The organism is Pseudomonas nitroreducens (genome assembly GCF_010994165.1).
In the GTDB taxonomy this organism is placed as follows: Bacteria; Pseudomonadota; Gammaproteobacteria; order Pseudomonadales; family Pseudomonadaceae; genus Pseudomonas; species Pseudomonas nitroreducens.
Genome location: NZ_WMBX01000007.1, coordinates 319,423 through 337,762, shown reverse-complemented (window position 1 = coordinate 337,762; position 18,340 = coordinate 319,423). Strand labels below are relative to the sequence as shown.

Sequence of the window (18,340 nt, the reverse complement as noted above, 5' to 3'; positions counted from 1 at the left end):
CAAATGAAGAATCTCACCGCGTTATTCCTGCTCATGGCTCTTTCCATCCAGGCCCAGGCGTCTGACTTCTGTACTGGCGTGGGCCTATTTGCTTACGCGGGGGCCACATACCGCGATCAGGGAGGCACCGAACAGCAAGCAATCGCAGCTGCCGACAGACGCAGCGCTCAGCTCGACCCAGACACTCAGACGATCGTCAGGTACTTCGTACGCTTCGGTTACCGAGGGAATCAAACGCCCGAACAAGCAGACGCCAGTGCCGAGCTGAAATGCCGACAATTCGAAGAGTACGGCCAGCACCGAGACGCAATGAAGTAGATCTGCCCCAGCGCTCTACCCCTCCTCCCCGCACTGAATCTTCCTGCCCTTTTCAACATCGCCGGCCATCGCCGGCGCGACGAGGTATTGCCCATGGAACCCATCGTCTTCCTCACCCATGAGGAGATTTGCCAGCTCACCGGCGCCCGGACGAAGGCCGGCCAGGTGCGCGTCTTGAAGCAGAACGGGATCAAGCACACCATCAAGATGAACGGATGGCCCTGCGTGATCTCTGCCAACCTCCTGCCGACGAAAGGTCGTCAGGCCGAAGAACCTCAGAAATGGACGCCGCGGAAGGCTAGCTGATGGGAAGACGACCGAAGAAGCCCGGCGCGGTAACGCGCCTGCGCGAGCGCACCAAGCCCAGCGGCAAGACCTATTACCACTACGACGCCGGCGGCAAGCCTCGGAAAGAGGTGCCGCTCGGCTCCGACTACGGCCTGGCGATCATGAAGTACGCCGAGCTGGAGCGGGACCGCAACGCCGACAACCTGGCCGAGAAGATCGTCACCCTGCGCTACGTATCGGCCCAGTACTTCCTGGACGTAGTGCCGAAGAAGGCGCCCAGCACCCAGAAAAAGGACGCCCAGTACCTGGTCAAACTGCTGGAATTCTTCGACGCCCCGCCCGGCCCGCTGGACTCGATCGAGCCGCAGCACGTCTACCAGTACATGCGCGCGCCGGTGAGCGCAAACCGCGAGAAGGCCCTGCTAAGCCATATGTGGAACTACGCGCGGAAGATGGGCTACACGAAGCTGGCCAACCCCTGCTCTGGGATCAGCGGCAATCCGGAGACCGGCCGCGACGTCTACATCGAGGACGACCTGTACCGGCTCGTCTACCAGCATGCCGAGATTGGCCTGCAGGAGGCGATGGACCTCGCTTACCTCACTGGCCAGCGGCCTAGGGACGTGCTGGCCATGGATGAACGGGATATCCGGGACGGGATGCTGCACGTCCGCCAGGGCAAGACGAAGGCGAAGCGCCGGATCGTGATTGAAGGTGAGCTCGCCGCCCTACTCGACCGGATCAAGGCCAGGAAGGCCGGAATGAAGGTCAGGCCCACTCGTCTGATTGTTTCCGAGGCCGGATTGGTGATGACCAATACATGCTGCGCGACCGGTTCGACCTGGCGCGGGAAGCCGCCGGCATCGAAAAAGCCGCTTTCCAGCTCCGCGACCTGCGCGCGAAGGCCGGGAGCGACAAGTCGGAATCGACCGGCGACATCCTGAAAGTTCGGGACCAACTTGGGCACACGACCGTCACCATGACCGAGCGCTATATCCGTGATCGGAAAGGCAAAAAGGTCACGCCGACGAAGTAATTGCGGACCGAATCCGGAATTGCGGACCAAAACGATAGGAGGGAGGTGGAGCGCAACGGCCCGGAGACCGTTGATTTAGAAATGGTGCCCGGAGCCGGACTCGAACCGGCACGCCCAAAGGGCGAGAGATTTTAAGTCTCCTGCGTCTACCGATTTCGCCATCCGGGCGGCAGCGCGTTGTAGCGTATCCAGGCATGCGCCCGGAAAGGGCTGGACTATATACAGCCCCAACTCATCTGCGCAAGTTGCCGAACCTGGCAACTCCCGCAGCGGGCAGTTAAAGAAAAAGCCCTGTAAATCTTCGATTTACAGGGCTTTTCTATTGGAGGCTGAGGTCGGAATCGAACCGGCGTTCACGGATTTGCAATCCGGTGCATAACCACTCTGCTACTCAGCCGTAACACGGATGACTCAAGGTGAATCATCTAAAATCTGGAGCGGGAAACGAGACTCGAACTCGCGACCCCGACCTTGGCAAGGTCGTGCTCTACCAACTGAGCTATTCCCGCGTTGTCGTGTTGACGGGCGCCATTCTAACGATTTGGAAATGCCTGTCAACTCCTTGATTCAAAAATACTTATTTCTCTTTTGGGGTAGTGTTCAGGTGCGGCCATGCAGCCAGAAGATAGTGCAGCATCGACCACAGGGTAAGGATGGCGGCAACAATGAGCAGCGCGTAACCCACCAGGACCCAGAAAGTCATCAACGGTGAATTGGCCAGGAGAATGACCAGCGCCAGCATCTGCGCCGCCGTTTTCCATTTGCCCAGGCTGGATACCGCCACGTGCGCCCTAGCCCCGATCTCTGCCATCCATTCGCGCAGCGCGGAAACGACGATCTCGCGACCGATGATGATAACGGCCGGCAGGGTCAGCCACAGATTCGCGTGCTCCTCCACCAACAGCACTAGCGCGGTAGCGACCATCAGCTTGTCTGCCACCGGATCGAGGAAGGCACCGAAGGGCGTGCTCTGCCCCAGCCGTCGCGCCAGGTAGCCGTCCAGCCAGTCGGTGGCGGCAGCAAGGGCAAAGACGGCACTGGCGGCCAGATGGCTGGCCGGGAACGGAAGATAGAACAGCAGGATGAAGATCGGGATGAGCAGAACGCGAAGCAGTGTGAGCAGGTTCGGGATATTCATCGGGTCGGAAGGTCTGCGAGTTGAGCCGGCATTCTACTCGCTGTGCAGTGCTGCATAAATCTGCTCTGCCAGCTTTTTGCTGATGCCGGGGGCTTTGGCAATTTCATCGATACTGGCTCTGCCCAATTCCTGCAACCCGCCGAAATGCTTGAGCAGATCGCGCCGGCGCTTGGGCCCGACGCCAGCGACGTCTTCTAATGTGGAGGTGCGTCGCGCCTTGCCCCGCCGTGCACGGTGACCGGTGATGGCAAAGCGGTGCGCTTCGTCGCGGATCTGCTGGATCAGGTGCAACGCCGGTGAGTCAGCGGGCAAGGTGAATTCGTGCTCGGCATCATTGAGGTAAAGGGTTTCCAGACCAGGCTTGCGAGTGACGCCCTTGGCGACCCCTAGCAGCGTCAGGCCGACTACCGCCAGTTCCTGAAGCACCTCCTGAGCCATCGCCAGCTGCCCCTTGCCGCCGTCCACCAGAAGGATATCGGGCATCTTGCCCTCGCCTTCCTTCAATCGGCTGAAGCGGCGGGTCAGCGCCTGGTGCATGGCGGCGTAATCATCGCCGCCAGTGATGCCCTCGATATTGAAGCGGCGATAGTCCGACTTCAGTGCGCCTTCGGGGCCAAAGACCACACAGGACGCCACCGTCGCCTCGCCACTGGAATGGCTGATATCGAAACACTCGAGCCGCTGCGGTGGCTCGGGGAGGTCTAGCGCCTCTCCCAGCGCATCGAAGCGCGCAGCCATGTGCTGTCGATTGGCGAGGCGTGCCGCCAGCGCCTGCTCGGCGTTGGTCACGGCAAGCTGCTGCCAGCGGGCGCGGGTAGCACGCACGCGGTGACTGATTTCCAGCAGCCGCCCACGTGATGCCTCGATGGCGGAAGCCAGGATGGGGAAGTCTTCGTGCACAGCATTGACGATCAGCTCGTTCGGCAGATCGCGCTCGTGATGACTGAGGTAGTACTGCCCAAGGAAGGCCAGCAGGACATCGCCCACCTCCTCCTCGATCGCCACCTGCGGGAAGAAGTTCTTGCTTCCCAGCACTCGACCGCCCCGCACGCTGATCAGGTGTACGCATGCGCCACCCGGCGTAACGATGGCCGCCACCACATCGACATTACCGGTGCCGAACTCCATGCTCTGCTGGTCCTGCACGCGGCGCAGGATCTGCACCTGATCGCGCAGCTCCGCCGCCTTTTCAAAGTCCAGGCGCATCGCCGCCTCTTCCATGTTGGTGGAGAGCTCCTCGGCCAGCACATTGCTGCGCCCTTCGAGAAACATGATCGAGTGGCGTACGTCTTCGGCGTACTCCTCCTCGCTCACCAGTCCGACACAGGGCGCCTTGCAGCGCTTGATCTGATACTGCAGACACGGGCGCGTGCGGTTGCGGTAGTAGCTGTCCTCACATTGGCGCACGAAGAAGGCCTTCTGCAGCAACGCCAGGCTTTCGCGAATGGCACCAGCGCTCGGATAAGGCCCGAAGTACCGTCCTTTGGCCTTCTTCGCGCCGCGGTGGATGGTCAGACGCGGATACTGATCCTCGCTCGACAGGAAGACGTACGGGTACGATTTATCGTCGCGCAGCAGAATATTGTAGGGCGGCCGCCATTCCTTGATCAGCGTCTGCTCAAGCAGCAGCGCCTCGGTTTCGTTGGCGGTGATGGTGGTCTCGACCTGGGCGATCTTCGCCACCAGAGCGGCCGTCTTTGGCGCCAGGCCAGTCTTGCGGAAGTAGCTGGAGAGACGCTTCTTGAGGTCCTTCGCCTTGCCGACGTAGAGCAACTTTGCGTCGACGTCGAACATGCGATAAACGCCCGGCCGCCCGCTGCAGGTGGCAAGGAAAGCCGCCGAATCGAACGGTTGCACCATGATCAGTTACTGGCGTCTACCATGCCGTGCCGGACAGCCAGCAACGCCAGTTCGACGTCACTGGTGATCGAGAGCTTCTCGAAGATGCGGTAGCGGTAGGTATTCACAGTCTTGGGCGAGAGGCACAGCTTGTCCGAGATGCTCTGCACCTTGTGACAGTTGGCGATCATCAGCGCGATCTGGATTTCACGCTCGGACAGGGTATCGAATGGCGATGCGTTCCTTTCCGGCTCGAAGGACTTCAGCGCGAGGTTCTGGGCGATCTGCGGGCTGATGTAGCGCTGACCGGCAAAAACCTGGCGTATCGCCTGGACCATCTCATCCAGCGCTGCACCCTTGGTGAGATATCCCGCAGCACCAGCCTGCATCAGACGGGTCGGGAACGGGTCTTCCTCGCATACCGTCACCACCACGACGCGTACGTCGGGCTGGCTGCGCAACAGCTTACGGGTGGCTTCGAGACCGCCGATGCCGGGCATCTTCACATCCATCAGGACGACGTCTGGCTTGAGTTCGCGAGCGAGCTGCAGCCCACGCTCACCCGAGTCGGCCTGCCCAACGACCTGCAGGCCATCGATATCAGCCAGCATGCGGGTAATTCCGGTGCGCACCAGATCGTGATCATCGACCACCAGCACCTTAATCACGCAGCACCCCTTGAGCAGAATGGAATGGTGAGACCCGAAAAGGGACTTCGAACAATTGCCGAACCTTAACAGAAAGCAGCCTTACGACCTAGCTTGGAAGTGGTTCGCCAAAATGCAAGCGCCAGAGATACGTGGCGCAGGAGGGGTAAATGCTGACAGATGCTTGGCGAAGCGTCTAGGACGGCCGTACCGGTAACCTATTGAGCTGTAAGAAGCTGGAGCCATCGCCGGAGTTTTCCATCTGATAGACGCTATCGGCTCGACATCCATCGCACGGGATTGCCACGCCATATCGGCAACCGACGGATGCCCCATGGCGTCACCGCGCTCATGCGGCTCAGGCCTCGACGGCATCCAGCAGGGCCCAGGGCTTGTAGCCTGCGGCGCGCGCGGCTTTCTCCGCCTCCAGGATGGCCTCGGTACGGCTCAGCGAACGTGAGCGGTGCTCGAAGCGAAATGCGGGCCCGCTTGCGCCTCGCACACTGAGAACAATCAGGTAACCCTTCATGGGGTTGCTGACTTCCCGAGTGGTTTTCACTTTCTTCGGAGCTACGCCCAGCGCTTCGCGCATCTGCCGCTCGAGATCTTCGACTTGGTTCATTCAGGATTTTCCGAGGAGAGGAACTTTAAGTTTAACTGAGACAATCATCGCCCTACAGAAACATCTACCGGGATGACTGACTTTTCCGACGCTGTCTAACTTGTGCGATGCGTAATCGGAAGGCGAGCCTTTAAAGCAACCCACCGCAGAAACGCGAAAGCCCCGCATTGCGGGGCTTTCAACGTTGTAATAGTGGCGGAAGCGTAGAGATTCGAACTCTAGGACAGTTGCCCGTCGACGGTTTTCAAGACCGTTGCCTTAAACCACTCGGCCACGCTTCCACATGAGCGGGCCGCAATATTACCGGATCGCAACACACTGTCAAACTCTGATGATTCAGCGCGCTTTTCCCTCTGTTATGATAGGCATAACTACGGTCATGGATCCGTATCCCGCTTAACAGGAGTGTCACGACATGCAAGAACGGCAATATCTCGACTCCACAGCCGTGGAGCAGAAAGAGGTCAGCGGCGTCCTGCGCAATACCTACGGCCTGCTGGCCCTGACCCTGGCCTTCAGTGGCCTGGTAGCCTTCGCCTCGCAACAGATGCGCCTGCCGTACCCGAGCTTCTTCGTGGTACTGCTCGGCTTCTATGGCCTGTTCTTCCTCACCGTGAAGCTGCGCAACAGCGCCTGGGGCCTGGTCAGCACCTTTGCCCTGACCGGCTTCATGGGCTACACCCTCGGCCCGATCCTGAACATGTACCTGGGCATGGCCAATGGCGCGAGCATCATTTCCTCCGCCTTCTTCATGACCGCCCTGGTGTTCTTCGGCCTGTCCGCCTACGTGCTGACCACCCGCAAGGACATGAGCTTCCTGTCCGGCTTCATCACCGCAGGCTTCTTCGTCCTGCTGGGCGCCGTGCTGGTCTCGCTGTTCTTCCAGATCAGCGGCCTGCAACTGGCCATCAGCGCCGGCTTCGTGCTGTTCTCCTCGGCGATGATCCTGTTCCAGACCAGCGCGATCATCCACGGTGGCGAGCGCAACTACATCATGGCGACCATCAGCCTGTATGTGTCGATCTACAACCTGTTCATCAGCCTGCTGCAGATCTTCGGCATCATGGGCAGCGACGACTGATCAACACAGCGCCACGGAAAAAGCCCGTTTCGACGGGCTTTTTTCATGTCAGGCGCGGCAAAAAAAGGCGCAGCGCCGTATCATCCTGCGAAAATTCGCCGCCAAGGCCAGCTCCATGAAGTTCGTCATCGCCCTCTTCTCCCCGCCGCACTCGCCAGCCGCCCGGCGCGCCCTGCGCTTCGCCGAAGCTGCGCTGGCCGGCGGCCACGAAATCTCCCGACTGTTCTTCTATCAGGACGGAGTGCACAGTGCCGCGGCCAACACCGTGGCCAGCCAGGATGAACTGGATGTTGCGGCGGCCTGGACGCGCTTCGTTGCCGACAACCAGCTTGACGGCGTTGTCTGCATCGCCGCAGCGCTGCGCCGCGGCGTGCTGAATAGCGAGGAAGCCAGCCGCTACTCCCGTCCCGCCGCCAACTTGCAGGCACCCTGGGATCTTTCCGGCCTCGGCCAGTTGCATGAAGCGGCGCAACAGGCGGACCGCCTGATCTGCTTTGGAGGCAACTGATGGCCAAGTCCCTGCTGATCATCAGCCGCCAGGCTCCCTGGGCCGGCCCCGCTGCCCGCGAGGCGCTGGATATCGCTCTGGCCGGCGGCGCGTTCGACCTGCCGATCTCAATGCTCTTCCTTGATGACGGCGTGTTCCAGCTGGCACCCGACCAGCGCCCTGCCGGTATTGAGCAAAAAGACCTGCAAGCCAATCTGCAGGCCTTGCCGCTTTTTGGCGTCGAGGATCTCTATGCCAGCGCGCACAGCCTCACCGAGCGCGGCCTGGACGCCAGCAGCCTCACGCTGGCCACACAGGTGCTGGATGACAACGCCCTTCGCGGCCTGCTGCAAACCCACGACCAGGTGATCACGATCTGATGGCTACCCTCCACCTGCTCTCGCACTCCCCCTTCAATGACAGTCGGCTCGACAGCTGCCTGCGCCTGCTGGGCGCCGATGACGGCATCATGCTGACCGGTGACGCGGTATACGCGCTCCGCACGGGCACGCAGCCGGCACAGGCGCTGGAGCAACTGCCGGCAAGCAACACCCTGTTTGCCCTGCAGGAAGACCTGCAAGCGCGCGGGCTCGACGCCGTCGCCTCCCGAGTCGACAGCGTGGACTACCCCGGCTTCGTCGAACTCTGCACCCGCTTCGACAAGGTAAACGCCTGGCTATGAGTACCTTATTGGTCAATGGCCAAGCCCTGCCGCTGGACAAGGACGGCTACCTCGCCGACCTGAACGACTGGAGCGACGCCGCCGCCGAAGCCCTGGCGCACAACGAAGGCATCCACCTGACGCCCGAGCATTGGGAAATCCTCCTGCTGCTGCGCGAGTTCTACGGCGAGTTTCAGCTCTCCCCGGCCAACCGCCCGCTGATCAAATACGTAGCCCAGAAGCTGGGCGCGGAAAAGGGCAACAGCCTGCACCTCAACCTCCTGTTCAAGGGCACCCCGGCCAAGCTTGCCGCCAAGCTCGCCGGCCTGCCGAAGCCGACCAATTGCCTATGACCGCCGCCCCGCTCGTCCTGCAGACACCCGCCGAACACCCCTTCGCCCAGTTCGTCCGCATCCTCGGCAAAGGCAAGCGCGGCGCGCGCGGACTGACCCGCGAGGAAGCCCGCGAAGCGCTGGGCCTGATCCTCGACGACAAGGTCGAGGAGGCGCAACTGGGTGCCTTCCTGATGCTGTTGCGGCACAAGGAGGAAAGCGCAGAAGAGCTGGCCGGCTTCACTGAGGCCGTCCGCGAGCGCCTGCAAGCGCCGAAGATCGCCGTGGACCTGGACTGGCCGAGCTACGCCGGCAAGAAGCGTCACCTGCCCTGGTACCTGCTGGCGGTGAAATGCCTGGGCGGCAGCGGCACCCGCATACTTTTGCATGGCGCGGGCGCCCACACCGCGGGCCGCCTCTACACCGAACAACTGCTGGAGCCGTTGGGCCTGCCGCTGTGCCGCGATTGGGCCTCGGTCAGTCAGGCGCTGGATGCCCAGGGTGTCGCCTTCGCCCCGCTGGTGGACTGGATGCCGCGACTGCAGCGAATGATCGACTTGCGCAATACCCTCGGCCTGCGCTCACCCATTCATTCCTCGGTGCGCCTGATCAACCCGCTGGGCGCTACCTGCGTGCTGCAAAGCATCTTCCATCCCGGCTACCAGGCCGTACACCGCGAAGGCAGCCGGCTGCTGGGCGACCACGCCATCGTCATCAAAGGCGAAGGCGGCGAGATCGAAGTGAACCCGGACGCCTCTTCGCACCTGTACGGCTGCCGTGATGGCAATGACTGGGACGAAGAATGGCCCGCGCTATCACCGCTGCGTCACGTCAAGCCGGAAAGCCTCGACCCGCAGCATCTGGCCGCGGTCTGGCGCGGCGACGCAGAGGACGTCTACGGCGATCTGGCCGTCCGCGCAACAATGGCCCTGGCCTTGCGCGCGCTCGGGCTGCAGCGAGACGAAGCCTTCGCAGAGGCCGATAAACGCTGGACTGAGCGCAACAGATCGATTTAGTCGATAGCTGGAATCCTTTTTTTGCGCTAAACAATCGAGCCAGAGTCGATAGACTGGTCCCATCTTCCCGCTTTCTGGAGCACTCAAGATGGGACAGTTGATTGATGGCCGCTGGCAAGATCAGTGGTATGACACCAGCAAGGACGGCCGCTTCCAGCGCGAAAATGCGCAGCGCCGCAATTGGGTCACCGCCGACGGTCAGCCCGGCCCCACCGGCGAAGGCGGCTTCCGCGCCGAGGCCGGCCGCTATCACCTCTACGTATCCCTGGCCTGCCCGTGGGCTCACCGCACGCTGATCTACCGCCAGCTCAAGGGCCTCGAATCGTTGATCGACGTGTCGGTTGTCAGTTGGCTGATGCTGGAAAACGGCTGGACCTTCGACAAGGCGCTCGGCTCCACCGGCGACAAACTCGAAGGCCTAGACTTCCTCCATCAACGCTATACCCGGGACGACCCGCACTACACTGGCCGTGTCACCGTACCAGTGCTGTGGGACAAGCATGAGCAGCGCATCGTCAGCAACGAATCGGCGGAGATCATCCGCATGTTCAACACCGCTTTCGACGGCATCACCGGCAACAAACTGGACCTCTACCCGGAGCCGCTGCGCGCGCAGATCGATGAGCTGAACGAGCGTATCTACCCGGCCGTGAACAACGGTGTTTACCGTGCGGGCTTCGCGACGACGCAGGACGCCTACGAAGAAGCCTTCAAGACATTGTTCAATGAACTGGACTGGCTGGAAGAGCGCCTGGGCGAGCAGCGCTACCTGGCGGGCGAATACCTGACCGAAGCCGATGTGCGCCTGTTCACTACGCTGATCCGCTTCGACGCTGTCTACCACGGCCACTTCAAGTGCAACCTGCGGCGCCTGGCGGACTATCCGAACCTGTCCGGCTGGCTGCGCGAGTTGTATCAACTGGACGGCGTTGCCGGTACGGTGGATTTCCAGCACATCAAGCACCACTACTACGGCAGCCATCGCACCATCAACCCGACCGGCATCGTGCCTCTGGGGCCGCAGCAGGACTTCACCAGTCCGCACGGGCGCGAGCATCTGGCGGGCAAGGGTATTTTCCATAGGGGCTGAGTCAGCCGCGGGAGCGGAATTCGCCATCAGACCTGTGGGAGCGAGCTTGATCACGGACCCAGCGCAAGCCATCAGCGTCAAGCGGCTCGCGAGCAAGCCCGCTCCTACAAGGTCAAGAGCGGATCAGATCGGTTTTTCGATACCGTCGTAGACCTTCTGCAGCGCGCCCAGGCGCTCCTGGTAACGCTGCTTCAGGCAGGCCTTGTTGGCGCCGCAGGCGCGGCGCTGCTCCAGCCAGGCGAGCTGGGAGTCACCCAGGTTGCCCCGCATGCCCATCGCAAACAGGCCGCGCAACAGGCGGTAGGTGGTTGCCACCTGCACGTCCATTTCGGACAGTTGGCGGTCCGCGCAGATGGCTTTCTCGTCGGCCTGCCTGGCCTTCTTGCAATCGAAGCTGGCCGCTGAGGCCGGCGCGGTGAACCCCATGGCACAGCACACGGCGCCCAGGATCACCACATAAGGGGCTTTCACTGCTGCCCCTCGAACCACGCCAGCTTTTCGCGCAGCTGCACCACTTCCCCGACGATCACCAGTGTCGGCGCATGCACTTCGTGCTCGGCAACCAGCTCCGGCAGATTCGCCAGGGTGCCGGTGAACACGCGCTGATGCACCGTGGTGCCCTGCTGTACCAGGGCGGCAGGCGTGTCGGCGGAGCGGCCGTGACGCACCAGTTGCTCGCAGATGACCGGCAAGCCGACGAGGCCCATGTAGAACACCAGGGTCTGGCCCGGAGCGACCAGGTCGTTCCAGGGCAGGTCGGTGGTGCCGTCCTTCAAGTGCCCGGTCACGAAGCGCACGGATTGTGCGTAATCACGGTGTGTCAGCGGAATACCGGCATAGGCCGCGCAGCCGCTTGCCGCGGTAATGCCCGGCACCACCTGGAACGGGATTCCGTTGGCCGCCAGTTCGTCGATTTCCTCGCCGCCACGACCGAAGATGAACGGATCACCGCCCTTCAGGCGCAGCACGCGCTTCCCTTGCTGGGCGAGCTCGACCAATTGGCGGTTGATCTCATCCTGCGGCACGGCGTGGTCCGCGCGGCGCTTGCCGACATACAGGCGGTCCGCATCGCGGCGGCACAGCTCAAGGATGGCCGGCGCAACGAGGCGGTCATAGAGCACCACATCGGCCTGCTGCATCAGGCGCAGGGCGCGGAAGGTCAGCAGGTCCGGATCACCGGGGCCGGCGCCGACCAGATAGACCTCGCCACGGGATTCGGGCTGCGGCGCTTCCAGCTTATCCGCCAGCAAGCGCTCCGCTTCGTTCGGCTGGCCGGCGAGCATGCGCTCGGCGACCGGGCCCTGGAACACCTCTTCCCAGAACTTGCGGCGCTGCTGCAGGTCCGGCAGGCGCTGCTTCACGCGCTCGCGGAAGCGGCTGGCCAGGCCGGCCAGTTGGCCATAGGTGGCGGGAATCCAGGTTTCCAGCTTGGCGCGCAGCAGGCGCGCCAGCACCGGCGCGTCGCCACCGCTGGACACGGCCACCACCAGCGGCGAACGGTCGACGATGGCGGGGAAGATCACGCTGCACAGGGCCGGTGCGTCGACCACGTTGACCGGTACGCCGCGCTCGTTGGCGTCTCGGGACACTTGGGCGTTGAGCGGCTCATCGTCGGTGGCGGCGATGACCAGCACGCAGTCCTGCAGGTCGCCTTCGGCGTAGGGGCGCAGGATCAATTCGCCCGCGCCCTCCTCGACCAACTCTCGCAGCTCGGAGTGCACCTCCGGCGCCACCACACGCAGCACCGCGCCGGCGTCATTCAGCAGGCGCGCCTTGCGCAGTGCGACATCACCGCCGCCGACCAGTAGCGCGCGACGTCCGCGCAGGATGTGGAACAGCGGCAGGAAGTCCATCTCAGCCGATTACCTCGATGCCCGCCATGTACGGCTTGAGCACTTCCGGCACGCGAATCGAACCGTCGGCCTGCTGGTAGTTCTCCAGCACGGCGACCAGGGTGCGGCCCACGGCCAGTCCGGAGCCGTTGAGGGTATGCACCAGCTCGGGCTTGCCGGTTTCCGGGTTACGGTAGCGCGCCTGCATGCGACGGGCCTGGAAGTCGCCACAGTTGGAGCAGGAGGAAATCTCGCGGTACTTGTCCTGACTCGGCACCCAGACTTCCAGATCGTAGGTCTTGGCGGCGCCGAAGCCCATGTCGCCAGTGCACAGCGCCAGGGCGCGGTACGGCAGCTCCAGTGCCTGGAGAACTTTCTCGGCATTGCCGACCAGGCTTTCCAGGGCTTCCCAGGACTTCGACGGCTCGACGATCTGCACCATCTCGACCTTGTCGAACTGGTGCTGGCGGATCATGCCGCGGGTATCACGGCCCGACGCGCCGGCTTCGCTGCGGAAGCACGGGGTGTGGGCGACGAACTTCAGCGGCAGCTCCTTCGCGTCGAGGATCTGGCCGGCCACGATGTTGGTCAGCGAGACTTCGGCAGTCGGGATCAGGTACAGATCGGCCTCGTCTTCACGCTGGATCTTGAACAGGTCTTCTTCGAACTTCGGCAGTTGGCCGGTACCCTGCAGCGCCGGAGCCTGTACCAGGTACGGGGTATAGGCCTCTTCGTAGCCGTGTTCGCGGGTGTGCAGGTCGAGCATGAACTGCGCCAGTGCGCGGTGCAGGCGGGCGATCGGGCCGCGCATCAGGGCGAAGCGGGCGCCGGACAGGCGCGCGGCGGTCTCGAAGTCCAGCCAGCCGTGCTGCTCGCCCAGGGCGACGTGGTCCTTGATCTCGAAGTCGAAGGTGCGCGGGGTGCCCCAGCGACGGACTTCGACGTTCTCTTCTTCATCGGCACCGACCGGCACGGATTCGTGCGGCAGGTTCGGAATGTTCAGCAGCAGGCTGTCCAGCTCGGCCTGGATGGCATCCAGCTCGCGCTTGCCCGACTCCAGCTCCTCGGCCATGCGATTGACTTCGGCCTTCAGCGGCGCGACGTCCTCGCCATTCTTCATGGCCTGGCCGATGGCCTTGGAGCGCGAGTTGCGCTCGGCCTGCAGGGTCTCGGTGCGGGTCTGCACGGCCTTGCGCTGGCTCTCCAGCGCTTCGATGCGCGCCACGTCCAGGGTAAAGCCACGGGTGGCCAGGCGTTCGGCCACTTCCTGCGGCTGGGTACGAACCAGTTTGGAATCGAGCATGGTGTCTTCTCGTGTCTAGTGTCAGGCGGCGCTCAAGGGCGCCACTTCAGGATTTTCTGCGACGGCGGGAACTGGCCTTGTCGAGGCTGGCCAGGTGGCGCAGCTTTTCGCCGATCTTCAGTTCGAGCCCGCGCGGCACGGGTTGGTAATACTGGCGCGGCTCCATGGACTCGGGGAAGTAGTCTTCTCCGGCCGCATAGGCATCCGGCTCATCATGGGCATAGCGATACTCGTCGCCATAGCCCAGGTTCTTCATCAGCTTGGTTGGCGCGTTGCGCAAATGCAGCGGCACTTCCAGCGAACCGCTCTCCGCCACGTCACGGCGCGCCATGTTGTAAGCGTTGTAGACGGCATTGCTCTTCGGCGCACAGGCCAGGTAAACGATAGCCTGTGCAATCGCCAGCTCGCCTTCCGGGCTGCCGAGGCGTTCCTGCACGTCCCAGGCGTGAAGGCACAGGGTCAGCGCGCGCGGATCGGCATTGCCGATGTCCTCGCTGGCCATGCGCACCACTCGGCGGGCGATGTACAGCGGATCGCAGCCACCATCGAGCATGCGCGAATACCAGTACAGCGCGCCATCGGGGCTGGAACCACGCACTGACTTGTGCAGCGCGCTGATCTGGTCATAGAAGGCCTCGCCGCCCTTGTCGAAGCGCCGGCGTGAGTCGCCCAGCAGGTTCTGCAGCAGCTCGGCGCTGATCTCGCTGTTGTCTTCGGCGAGGTCGGAAGCGTTCTCCAGCAGATTGAGCAGGCGCCGCCCATCGCCGTCGGCGGCGGCCATGAGGATCGCGAAACTGTCGTCGGGCAGGCTCAGGTTGCGCTTGCCCAGGCCCTTTTCCTCGGTCAATGCGCGTTCTACCAACCGCCGCAGGGCCGCTTCGTCCAGGCTTTTCAGCACGTAGACGCGGGCGCGGGAGAGCAGCGCGTTGTTCAACTCGAAGGACGGGTTCTCGGTGGTCGCACCGATGAAGATCAGCGTGCCGTCTTCAACGTAAGGCAGGAACGCATCCTGCTGGCTCTTGTTGAAGCGGTGCACTTCATCGACGAAGAGGATGGTGCGACGGCCATACTGCGCAGCATGCTGCTTGGCCACTTCCACCGACTGGCGGATTTCCTTCACGCCCGAGAGCACCGCCGAGAGGGTCTCGAAGTGCGCGTCGGTGACCTGCGCCAGCAGTTTCGCCAGGGTGGTCTTGCCGACTCCGGGCGGGCCCCAGAAGATCATCGAGTGCAGCGCGCCCTGCTCCAGCGCCTCACGCAGCGGCTTGCCACGGGCGAGCAGATGCTCCTGGCCGACGTACTCGTCCAGGCTGGTCGCGCGCAGCCGCGCGGCCAGGGGCTGGGAAACGGGGGCGGAGCGGAACAGGTCCACGGTATTACCTATCGATCAATCCGGCGCGCGGCCGGTCATTCCTGGATGACGTCGACGCCCTTGGGCACGTCGAAGACGAACTGCTTGGTGTCCATCGGCTCGTTCATCTTCACGTCGAAGAACAGGATATTGGTGCGCTGGCCGACGCTGTCGATCAGCTGCATGTCGTTCACCACACCGCTGCGGAAGGAAATCCGCAGGCTGTCGAACAGGGTGTCCTTGGACTTGGGCTTGAGGGTGAAGTCGACCACGTTGCCGCCATCCTTCGCGGTGATATCGAAGCTCTGACCGATCTTCGACACGTCACCGGACAGCAGCAGCGCCGGGGTCTGGGTCAGGCGCTGGTCGAGCTTCTGGATGGTCACCTGCTCCAGGTCCGGGTCGTACAGCCAGATTTTCTCACCGTTGGAGATCAGCAGCTGCTCGTTCGGCGCATCGGTGTGCCAGCGGAACAGGCCAGGGCGCTTGAGGCCCAGGGTGCCGGCGGTTTCCTGCAAGCGGGTGCCGCTGCCGTCCAGGGTCAGCTGGGAGAAGCGCGCGGTCATTGTCTGGGCCTTGGTGAGCATCCCGCTCAGGCGCTGCGCAGCAGCATCGTCGGCATGGGCCTGGGCGCCGGCAAAGGCCAGCGCAGCAACGAACAACAGGCGGATCAGACGCATCGAAATCCTCGAAGTCGAATCAATCACGGATCGGGGCCGGCGCGATCACTTCACGCGAGCCATTGGTATTCATCGCGGTGACCACGCCGGCCATTTCCATGGCCTCGATCATCCGCGCGGCGCGGTTGTAGCCGATCTTCAGCTTGCGCTGCACGGCAGAGATGGAAGCCCGGCGGCTTTCGGTCACGAAGCGCACGGCTTCGTCGTAGAGCGGATCGTCCTCGCTGCCCTCGCTGCCTTCGCCGCCACCGCCACCTTCGAAGGAACCACCACCGCCTTCATCGGCGCCGGCGAGAATGTCCTCGATGTAGTTCGGTGCGCCACGCAGCTTCCACGCCTCAACGACACGGTGCACTTCGTCGTCGGAAACGAAGGCGCCATGAACACGGATTGGCAGGCCAGTGCCCGGCGGCAGGTAGAGCATGTCGCCGTGGCCCAGCAGCTGCTCGGCGCCGCCCTGGTCGAGAATGGTGCGCGAGTCGATCTTGCTGGACACCTGGAAGGCGATGCGGGTGGGGATGTTCGCCTTGATCAGGCCGGTGATCACATCCACCGACGGACGCTGGGTCGCCAGGATCAGGTGGATGCCCGCCGCACGCGCCTTCTGGGCGATACGGGCGATCAGCTCTTCCACCTTCTTGCCGACGATCATCATCATGTCGGCGAATTCGTCCACGACGACCACGATGGTCGGCAGGGTCTGCAGCAGCGGCGCTTCGTCTTCCATGCTCTCGCGACGGTACAGCGGGTCGGTCAGCGGGGTGCCGGCCTCCTCCGCGTCCTTCACCTTGCGGTTGAAGCCAGCCAGGTTACGCACGCCCATGGCCGCCATCAGCTTGTAGCGGCGCTCCATCTCGGCGACGCTCCAGCGCAGCGCGTTGGCGGCCTCCTTCATGTCAGTGACGACCGGGCAGAGCAGGTGCGGAATGCCTTCGTAGATCGACAGCTCCAGCATCTTCGGGTCGATCATGATCAGCCGCGCCTCTTCCGGCGTGGACTTGAACAGGATCGACAGCAGCATGGCGTTCACGCCCACCGACTTACCGGAACCGGTAGTACCGGCCACCAGCAGGTGCGGCATCTTCGCCAGGTCGGTGATGATCGGATGACCGCCGATATCGTGGCCCAGGGCCAGCGGCACGGTGGACTTGTGCTCGTCGTATTCCGGCGTCATCAGCACTTCGGAGAAGCGCACCATCTGCCGGTCTTCGTTGGGAATCTCGATACCCACGGTGGTCTTGCCGGGGATGACTTCCACCACGCGCACGCTGATCACTGCCAGCGAACGTGCCAGGTCCTTGGCCAGGTTGGAGATACGGCTGACCTTCACACCGGCGGCCGGCTGGATTTCGAAACGGGTGATCACCGGGCCCGGATGCACGGACTCGACGATGACTTCGACGCCGAACTCCTTGAGCTTGATCTCCAGCAGGCGCGACATGGCCTCCAGGGATTCGGGCGAATAGCTCTGCTTCTTTTCCGAGGCCGGGTCGAGGATCGACAGCGGCGGCAGCGTGCCTTCCACGGCGGTATCGACGAACAGCGGCGCCTGCTTCTCTTTCAGCACGCGCTTGCTCGGCTCGGCCGGCTTGGTAGGCGGCGGCGGGACGTCGATCTTCGGCGCCACGCGCTTCTCGCGCTCTTGCACGCTCTTGACCAGCGCTTCCTCGCGCTCGATCAGGCGCTCCTTGACCTTGGCCTGCTCGCGGCGATCAGCAACGATGGGCGCGGCAACTTCGGCCACGCGTTCGTCGACTTCACGCAACTGGGCGACGAGCTGCTTGTGCTCGCTGCGGGCGCTCCACCAGCGGTTGGTGGCGTTATGAATGAGCTCGAACAGGTCGAGGGTGATCTTGCCGGTGACGTCCATCACCTTGAACCAGGACAGGTCGGCGAACACCGTCATGCCGAAGAGGAACAGCGCCAGAAACAGCAGCGTGCTGCCCTGCACGTTCAGCGCATTGACGCCCAGCTGGCCGAGGCTTTCCCCCAGGGCGCCGCCCGCGGTAGCCGGCATGTGGGCACCGCTGGTATGGAAATGGATATAGGCCAGGGCGGAACCGGACAACACCAGGAACACCAGGCCGATCAGGCGCCAGGAGAACAGCCAGCCACTCCACTCCCAAGGCAGGTGGCGCTTGCGGAAGACCTGGTAGGTTTTCACCGCCAGCAGCAGCGGGAACAGGTAGGCGAAGTACCCCAGCACCATGAACAGGATATCGGCGCTCAGCGCCCCCAGACGGCCGGCAGCGTTCTGCACCTGCTCGACGTGACTGGAGTGGCTCCAGCCCGGATCGGAGGAATCGTAGGTGAGCAGCGCCATCCAGAGGTAAAGGCAGAGCGCGCCAAGCGCGATCAGGGCCCCTTCCTTCAGACGGTAATGCAATTGCTGGCGCCAGGCGGCGGCATGGCTTGCTGTGGTGTCCTTCAAAACGCTTCTAATCCTGCGCTATACGCGCTTCCGAGAGTCGTTGGGCCGCGAAACGGGCCTATTGTACGGCTTTGGCCGGCCGATGCCAGCGACCCCGGATGTGCCCGACTGCGCTTTTGCCGGCTTTCCGGGGTTCGGTGTAGCATAGCCCAACACCGCTTTTCGGCTGCTCAATTGGAGCATGCATT

Annotated in this window: 19 protein-coding genes, 4 tRNA genes and 1 pseudogene; 10 read left to right on the top strand and 14 right to left on the bottom strand. The window is 63.1% G+C overall.

Annotation, left to right across the window (positions count from 1 at the left end):
• Window positions 1–3 precede the first annotated feature (3 nt).
• The 3 genes and pseudogenes from GJV37_RS27385 (at window position 4) to GJV37_RS27375 (ending at window position 1,642) form a co-directional block, all read left to right on the top strand.
• A complete protein-coding gene (locus GJV37_RS27385) occupies window positions 4–318 on the top strand; it encodes a hypothetical protein (RefSeq protein ID WP_170860090.1) in 315 nt (104 codons plus the stop codon).
• 93 nt (window positions 319–411) lie between these two features.
• Window positions 412–624: a DUF4224 domain-containing protein gene (locus GJV37_RS27380; protein WP_170860091.1), complete on the top strand. Its 213-nt coding sequence runs from the start codon at window positions 412–414 to the stop codon at window positions 622–624.
• Window positions 624–1,642, top strand: a pseudogene (locus GJV37_RS27375) (tyrosine-type recombinase/integrase). The gene GJV37_RS27380 and the pseudogene GJV37_RS27375 overlap by 1 nt, the downstream one beginning before the upstream one ends.
• Window positions 1,643–1,724: 82 nt before the next feature.
• Here the strand turns inward: GJV37_RS27375 and GJV37_RS27370 are convergent.
• The 8 genes from GJV37_RS27370 to GJV37_RS27335 all read right to left on the bottom strand — a co-directional run bounded on the left by GJV37_RS27370 (window position 1,725) and on the right by GJV37_RS27335 (window position 6,169).
• A tRNA-Leu gene (locus tag GJV37_RS27370) sits at window positions 1,725–1,810 on the bottom strand.
• 155 nt (window positions 1,811–1,965) lie between these two features.
• Window positions 1,966–2,039, bottom strand: a tRNA-Cys gene (locus GJV37_RS27365).
• A gap of 36 nt (window positions 2,040–2,075) precedes the next feature.
• Window positions 2,076–2,151 (bottom strand) — tRNA-Gly (locus GJV37_RS27360).
• Between the two features lie 68 nt (window positions 2,152–2,219).
• Window positions 2,220–2,780, bottom strand: coding sequence for a CDP-diacylglycerol--glycerol-3-phosphate 3-phosphatidyltransferase (gene pgsA / locus GJV37_RS27355; RefSeq protein ID WP_170860092.1), 561 nt, complete (start codon window positions 2,778–2,780; stop codon window positions 2,220–2,222).
• Window positions 2,781–2,813: 33 nt separating this feature from the next.
• Entirely contained in the window at window positions 2,814–4,640 is a 1,827-nt protein-coding gene (uvrC, locus tag GJV37_RS27350) for an excinuclease ABC subunit UvrC (RefSeq protein ID WP_065085203.1), read from the bottom strand.
• Between the two features lie 2 nt (window positions 4,641–4,642).
• Window positions 4,643–5,287 carry a response regulator transcription factor GacA gene (gene gacA, locus GJV37_RS27345; RefSeq protein ID WP_017517075.1) on the bottom strand — a complete coding sequence of 215 codons (645 nt, stop codon included), beginning with the start codon at window positions 5,285–5,287 and terminating at the stop codon, window positions 4,643–4,645.
• A gap of 337 nt (window positions 5,288–5,624) precedes the next feature.
• Window positions 5,625–5,888, bottom strand: coding sequence for a hypothetical protein (locus GJV37_RS27340; RefSeq protein ID WP_240967362.1), 264 nt, complete (start codon window positions 5,886–5,888; stop codon window positions 5,625–5,627).
• Window positions 5,889–6,081: 193 nt separating this feature from the next.
• Window positions 6,082–6,169: transfer RNA gene (locus tag GJV37_RS27335), tRNA-Ser, on the bottom strand.
• Window positions 6,170–6,303: 134 nt separating this feature from the next.
• Here GJV37_RS27335 and GJV37_RS27330 point away from each other — a divergent pair.
• The 7 genes from GJV37_RS27330 (at window position 6,304) to GJV37_RS27300 (ending at window position 10,555) form a co-directional block, all read left to right on the top strand.
• Window positions 6,304–6,969: a Bax inhibitor-1/YccA family protein gene (locus GJV37_RS27330; RefSeq protein WP_024765156.1), complete on the top strand. Its 666-nt coding sequence runs from the start codon at window positions 6,304–6,306 to the stop codon at window positions 6,967–6,969.
• Window positions 6,970–7,084: 115 nt separating this feature from the next.
• Window positions 7,085–7,477 (top strand): sulfurtransferase complex subunit TusD, encoded by a 393-nt coding sequence (gene tusD / locus GJV37_RS27325; RefSeq protein WP_024765155.1) that lies wholly within the window; start codon window positions 7,085–7,087, stop codon window positions 7,475–7,477.
• A complete protein-coding gene (tusC, locus tag GJV37_RS27320; protein ID WP_193453161.1) occupies window positions 7,477–7,836 on the top strand; it encodes a sulfurtransferase complex subunit TusC in 360 nt (119 codons plus the stop codon). The genes tusD and tusC overlap by 1 nt, the downstream gene beginning before the upstream one ends.
• A complete protein-coding gene (tusB, locus tag GJV37_RS27315) occupies window positions 7,836–8,138 on the top strand; it encodes a sulfurtransferase complex subunit TusB (RefSeq protein ID WP_170860094.1) in 303 nt (100 codons plus the stop codon). The genes tusC and tusB overlap by 1 nt, the downstream gene beginning before the upstream one ends.
• Window positions 8,135–8,470: a TusE/DsrC/DsvC family sulfur relay protein gene (locus GJV37_RS27310; protein WP_170860095.1), complete on the top strand. Its 336-nt coding sequence runs from the start codon at window positions 8,135–8,137 to the stop codon at window positions 8,468–8,470. Before tusB ends, GJV37_RS27310 begins: the two co-directional genes overlap by 4 nt.
• Entirely contained in the window at window positions 8,467–9,465 is a 999-nt protein-coding gene (locus GJV37_RS27305; protein ID WP_193453160.1) for a glycosyl transferase family protein, read from the top strand. The genes GJV37_RS27310 and GJV37_RS27305 overlap by 4 nt, the downstream gene beginning before the upstream one ends.
• A gap of 88 nt (window positions 9,466–9,553) precedes the next feature.
• Window positions 9,554–10,555 (top strand): glutathione S-transferase family protein, encoded by a 1,002-nt coding sequence (locus GJV37_RS27300; RefSeq protein ID WP_169887176.1) that lies wholly within the window; start codon window positions 9,554–9,556, stop codon window positions 10,553–10,555.
• A 123-nt stretch (window positions 10,556–10,678) separates the two neighbouring features.
• Here GJV37_RS27300 and GJV37_RS27295 read toward each other — a convergent pair whose 3' ends face one another.
• The 6 genes from GJV37_RS27295 to ftsK are packed head-to-tail and all read right to left on the bottom strand — an operon-like array spanning window position 10,679 to window position 18,152.
• Entirely contained in the window at window positions 10,679–10,981 is a 303-nt protein-coding gene (locus GJV37_RS27295; protein WP_037007284.1) for a lysozyme inhibitor LprI family protein, read from the bottom strand.
• Between the two features lie 41 nt (window positions 10,982–11,022).
• Window positions 11,023–12,408, bottom strand: coding sequence for a siroheme synthase CysG (gene cysG / locus GJV37_RS27290; protein ID WP_193453159.1), 1,386 nt, complete (start codon window positions 12,406–12,408; stop codon window positions 11,023–11,025).
• Window position 12,409: 1 nt separating this feature from the next.
• Window positions 12,410–13,690, bottom strand: coding sequence for a serine--tRNA ligase (gene serS / locus GJV37_RS27285; protein WP_065085195.1), 1,281 nt, complete (start codon window positions 13,688–13,690; stop codon window positions 12,410–12,412).
• Between the two features lie 46 nt (window positions 13,691–13,736).
• Window positions 13,737–15,062: a replication-associated recombination protein A gene (locus tag GJV37_RS27280; RefSeq protein WP_193453158.1), complete on the bottom strand. Its 1,326-nt coding sequence runs from the start codon at window positions 15,060–15,062 to the stop codon at window positions 13,737–13,739.
• 35 nt (window positions 15,063–15,097) lie between these two features.
• Window positions 15,098–15,721, bottom strand: coding sequence for an outer membrane lipoprotein periplasmic chaperone LolA (lolA, locus tag GJV37_RS27275; RefSeq protein WP_024765146.1), 624 nt, complete (start codon window positions 15,719–15,721; stop codon window positions 15,098–15,100).
• A gap of 19 nt (window positions 15,722–15,740) precedes the next feature.
• Window positions 15,741–18,152 carry a DNA translocase FtsK gene (ftsK, locus tag GJV37_RS27270; RefSeq protein WP_054909432.1) on the bottom strand — a complete coding sequence of 804 codons (2,412 nt, stop codon included), beginning with the start codon at window positions 18,150–18,152 and terminating at the stop codon, window positions 15,741–15,743.
• Between the last annotated feature and the right edge of the window lie 188 nt (window positions 18,153–18,340).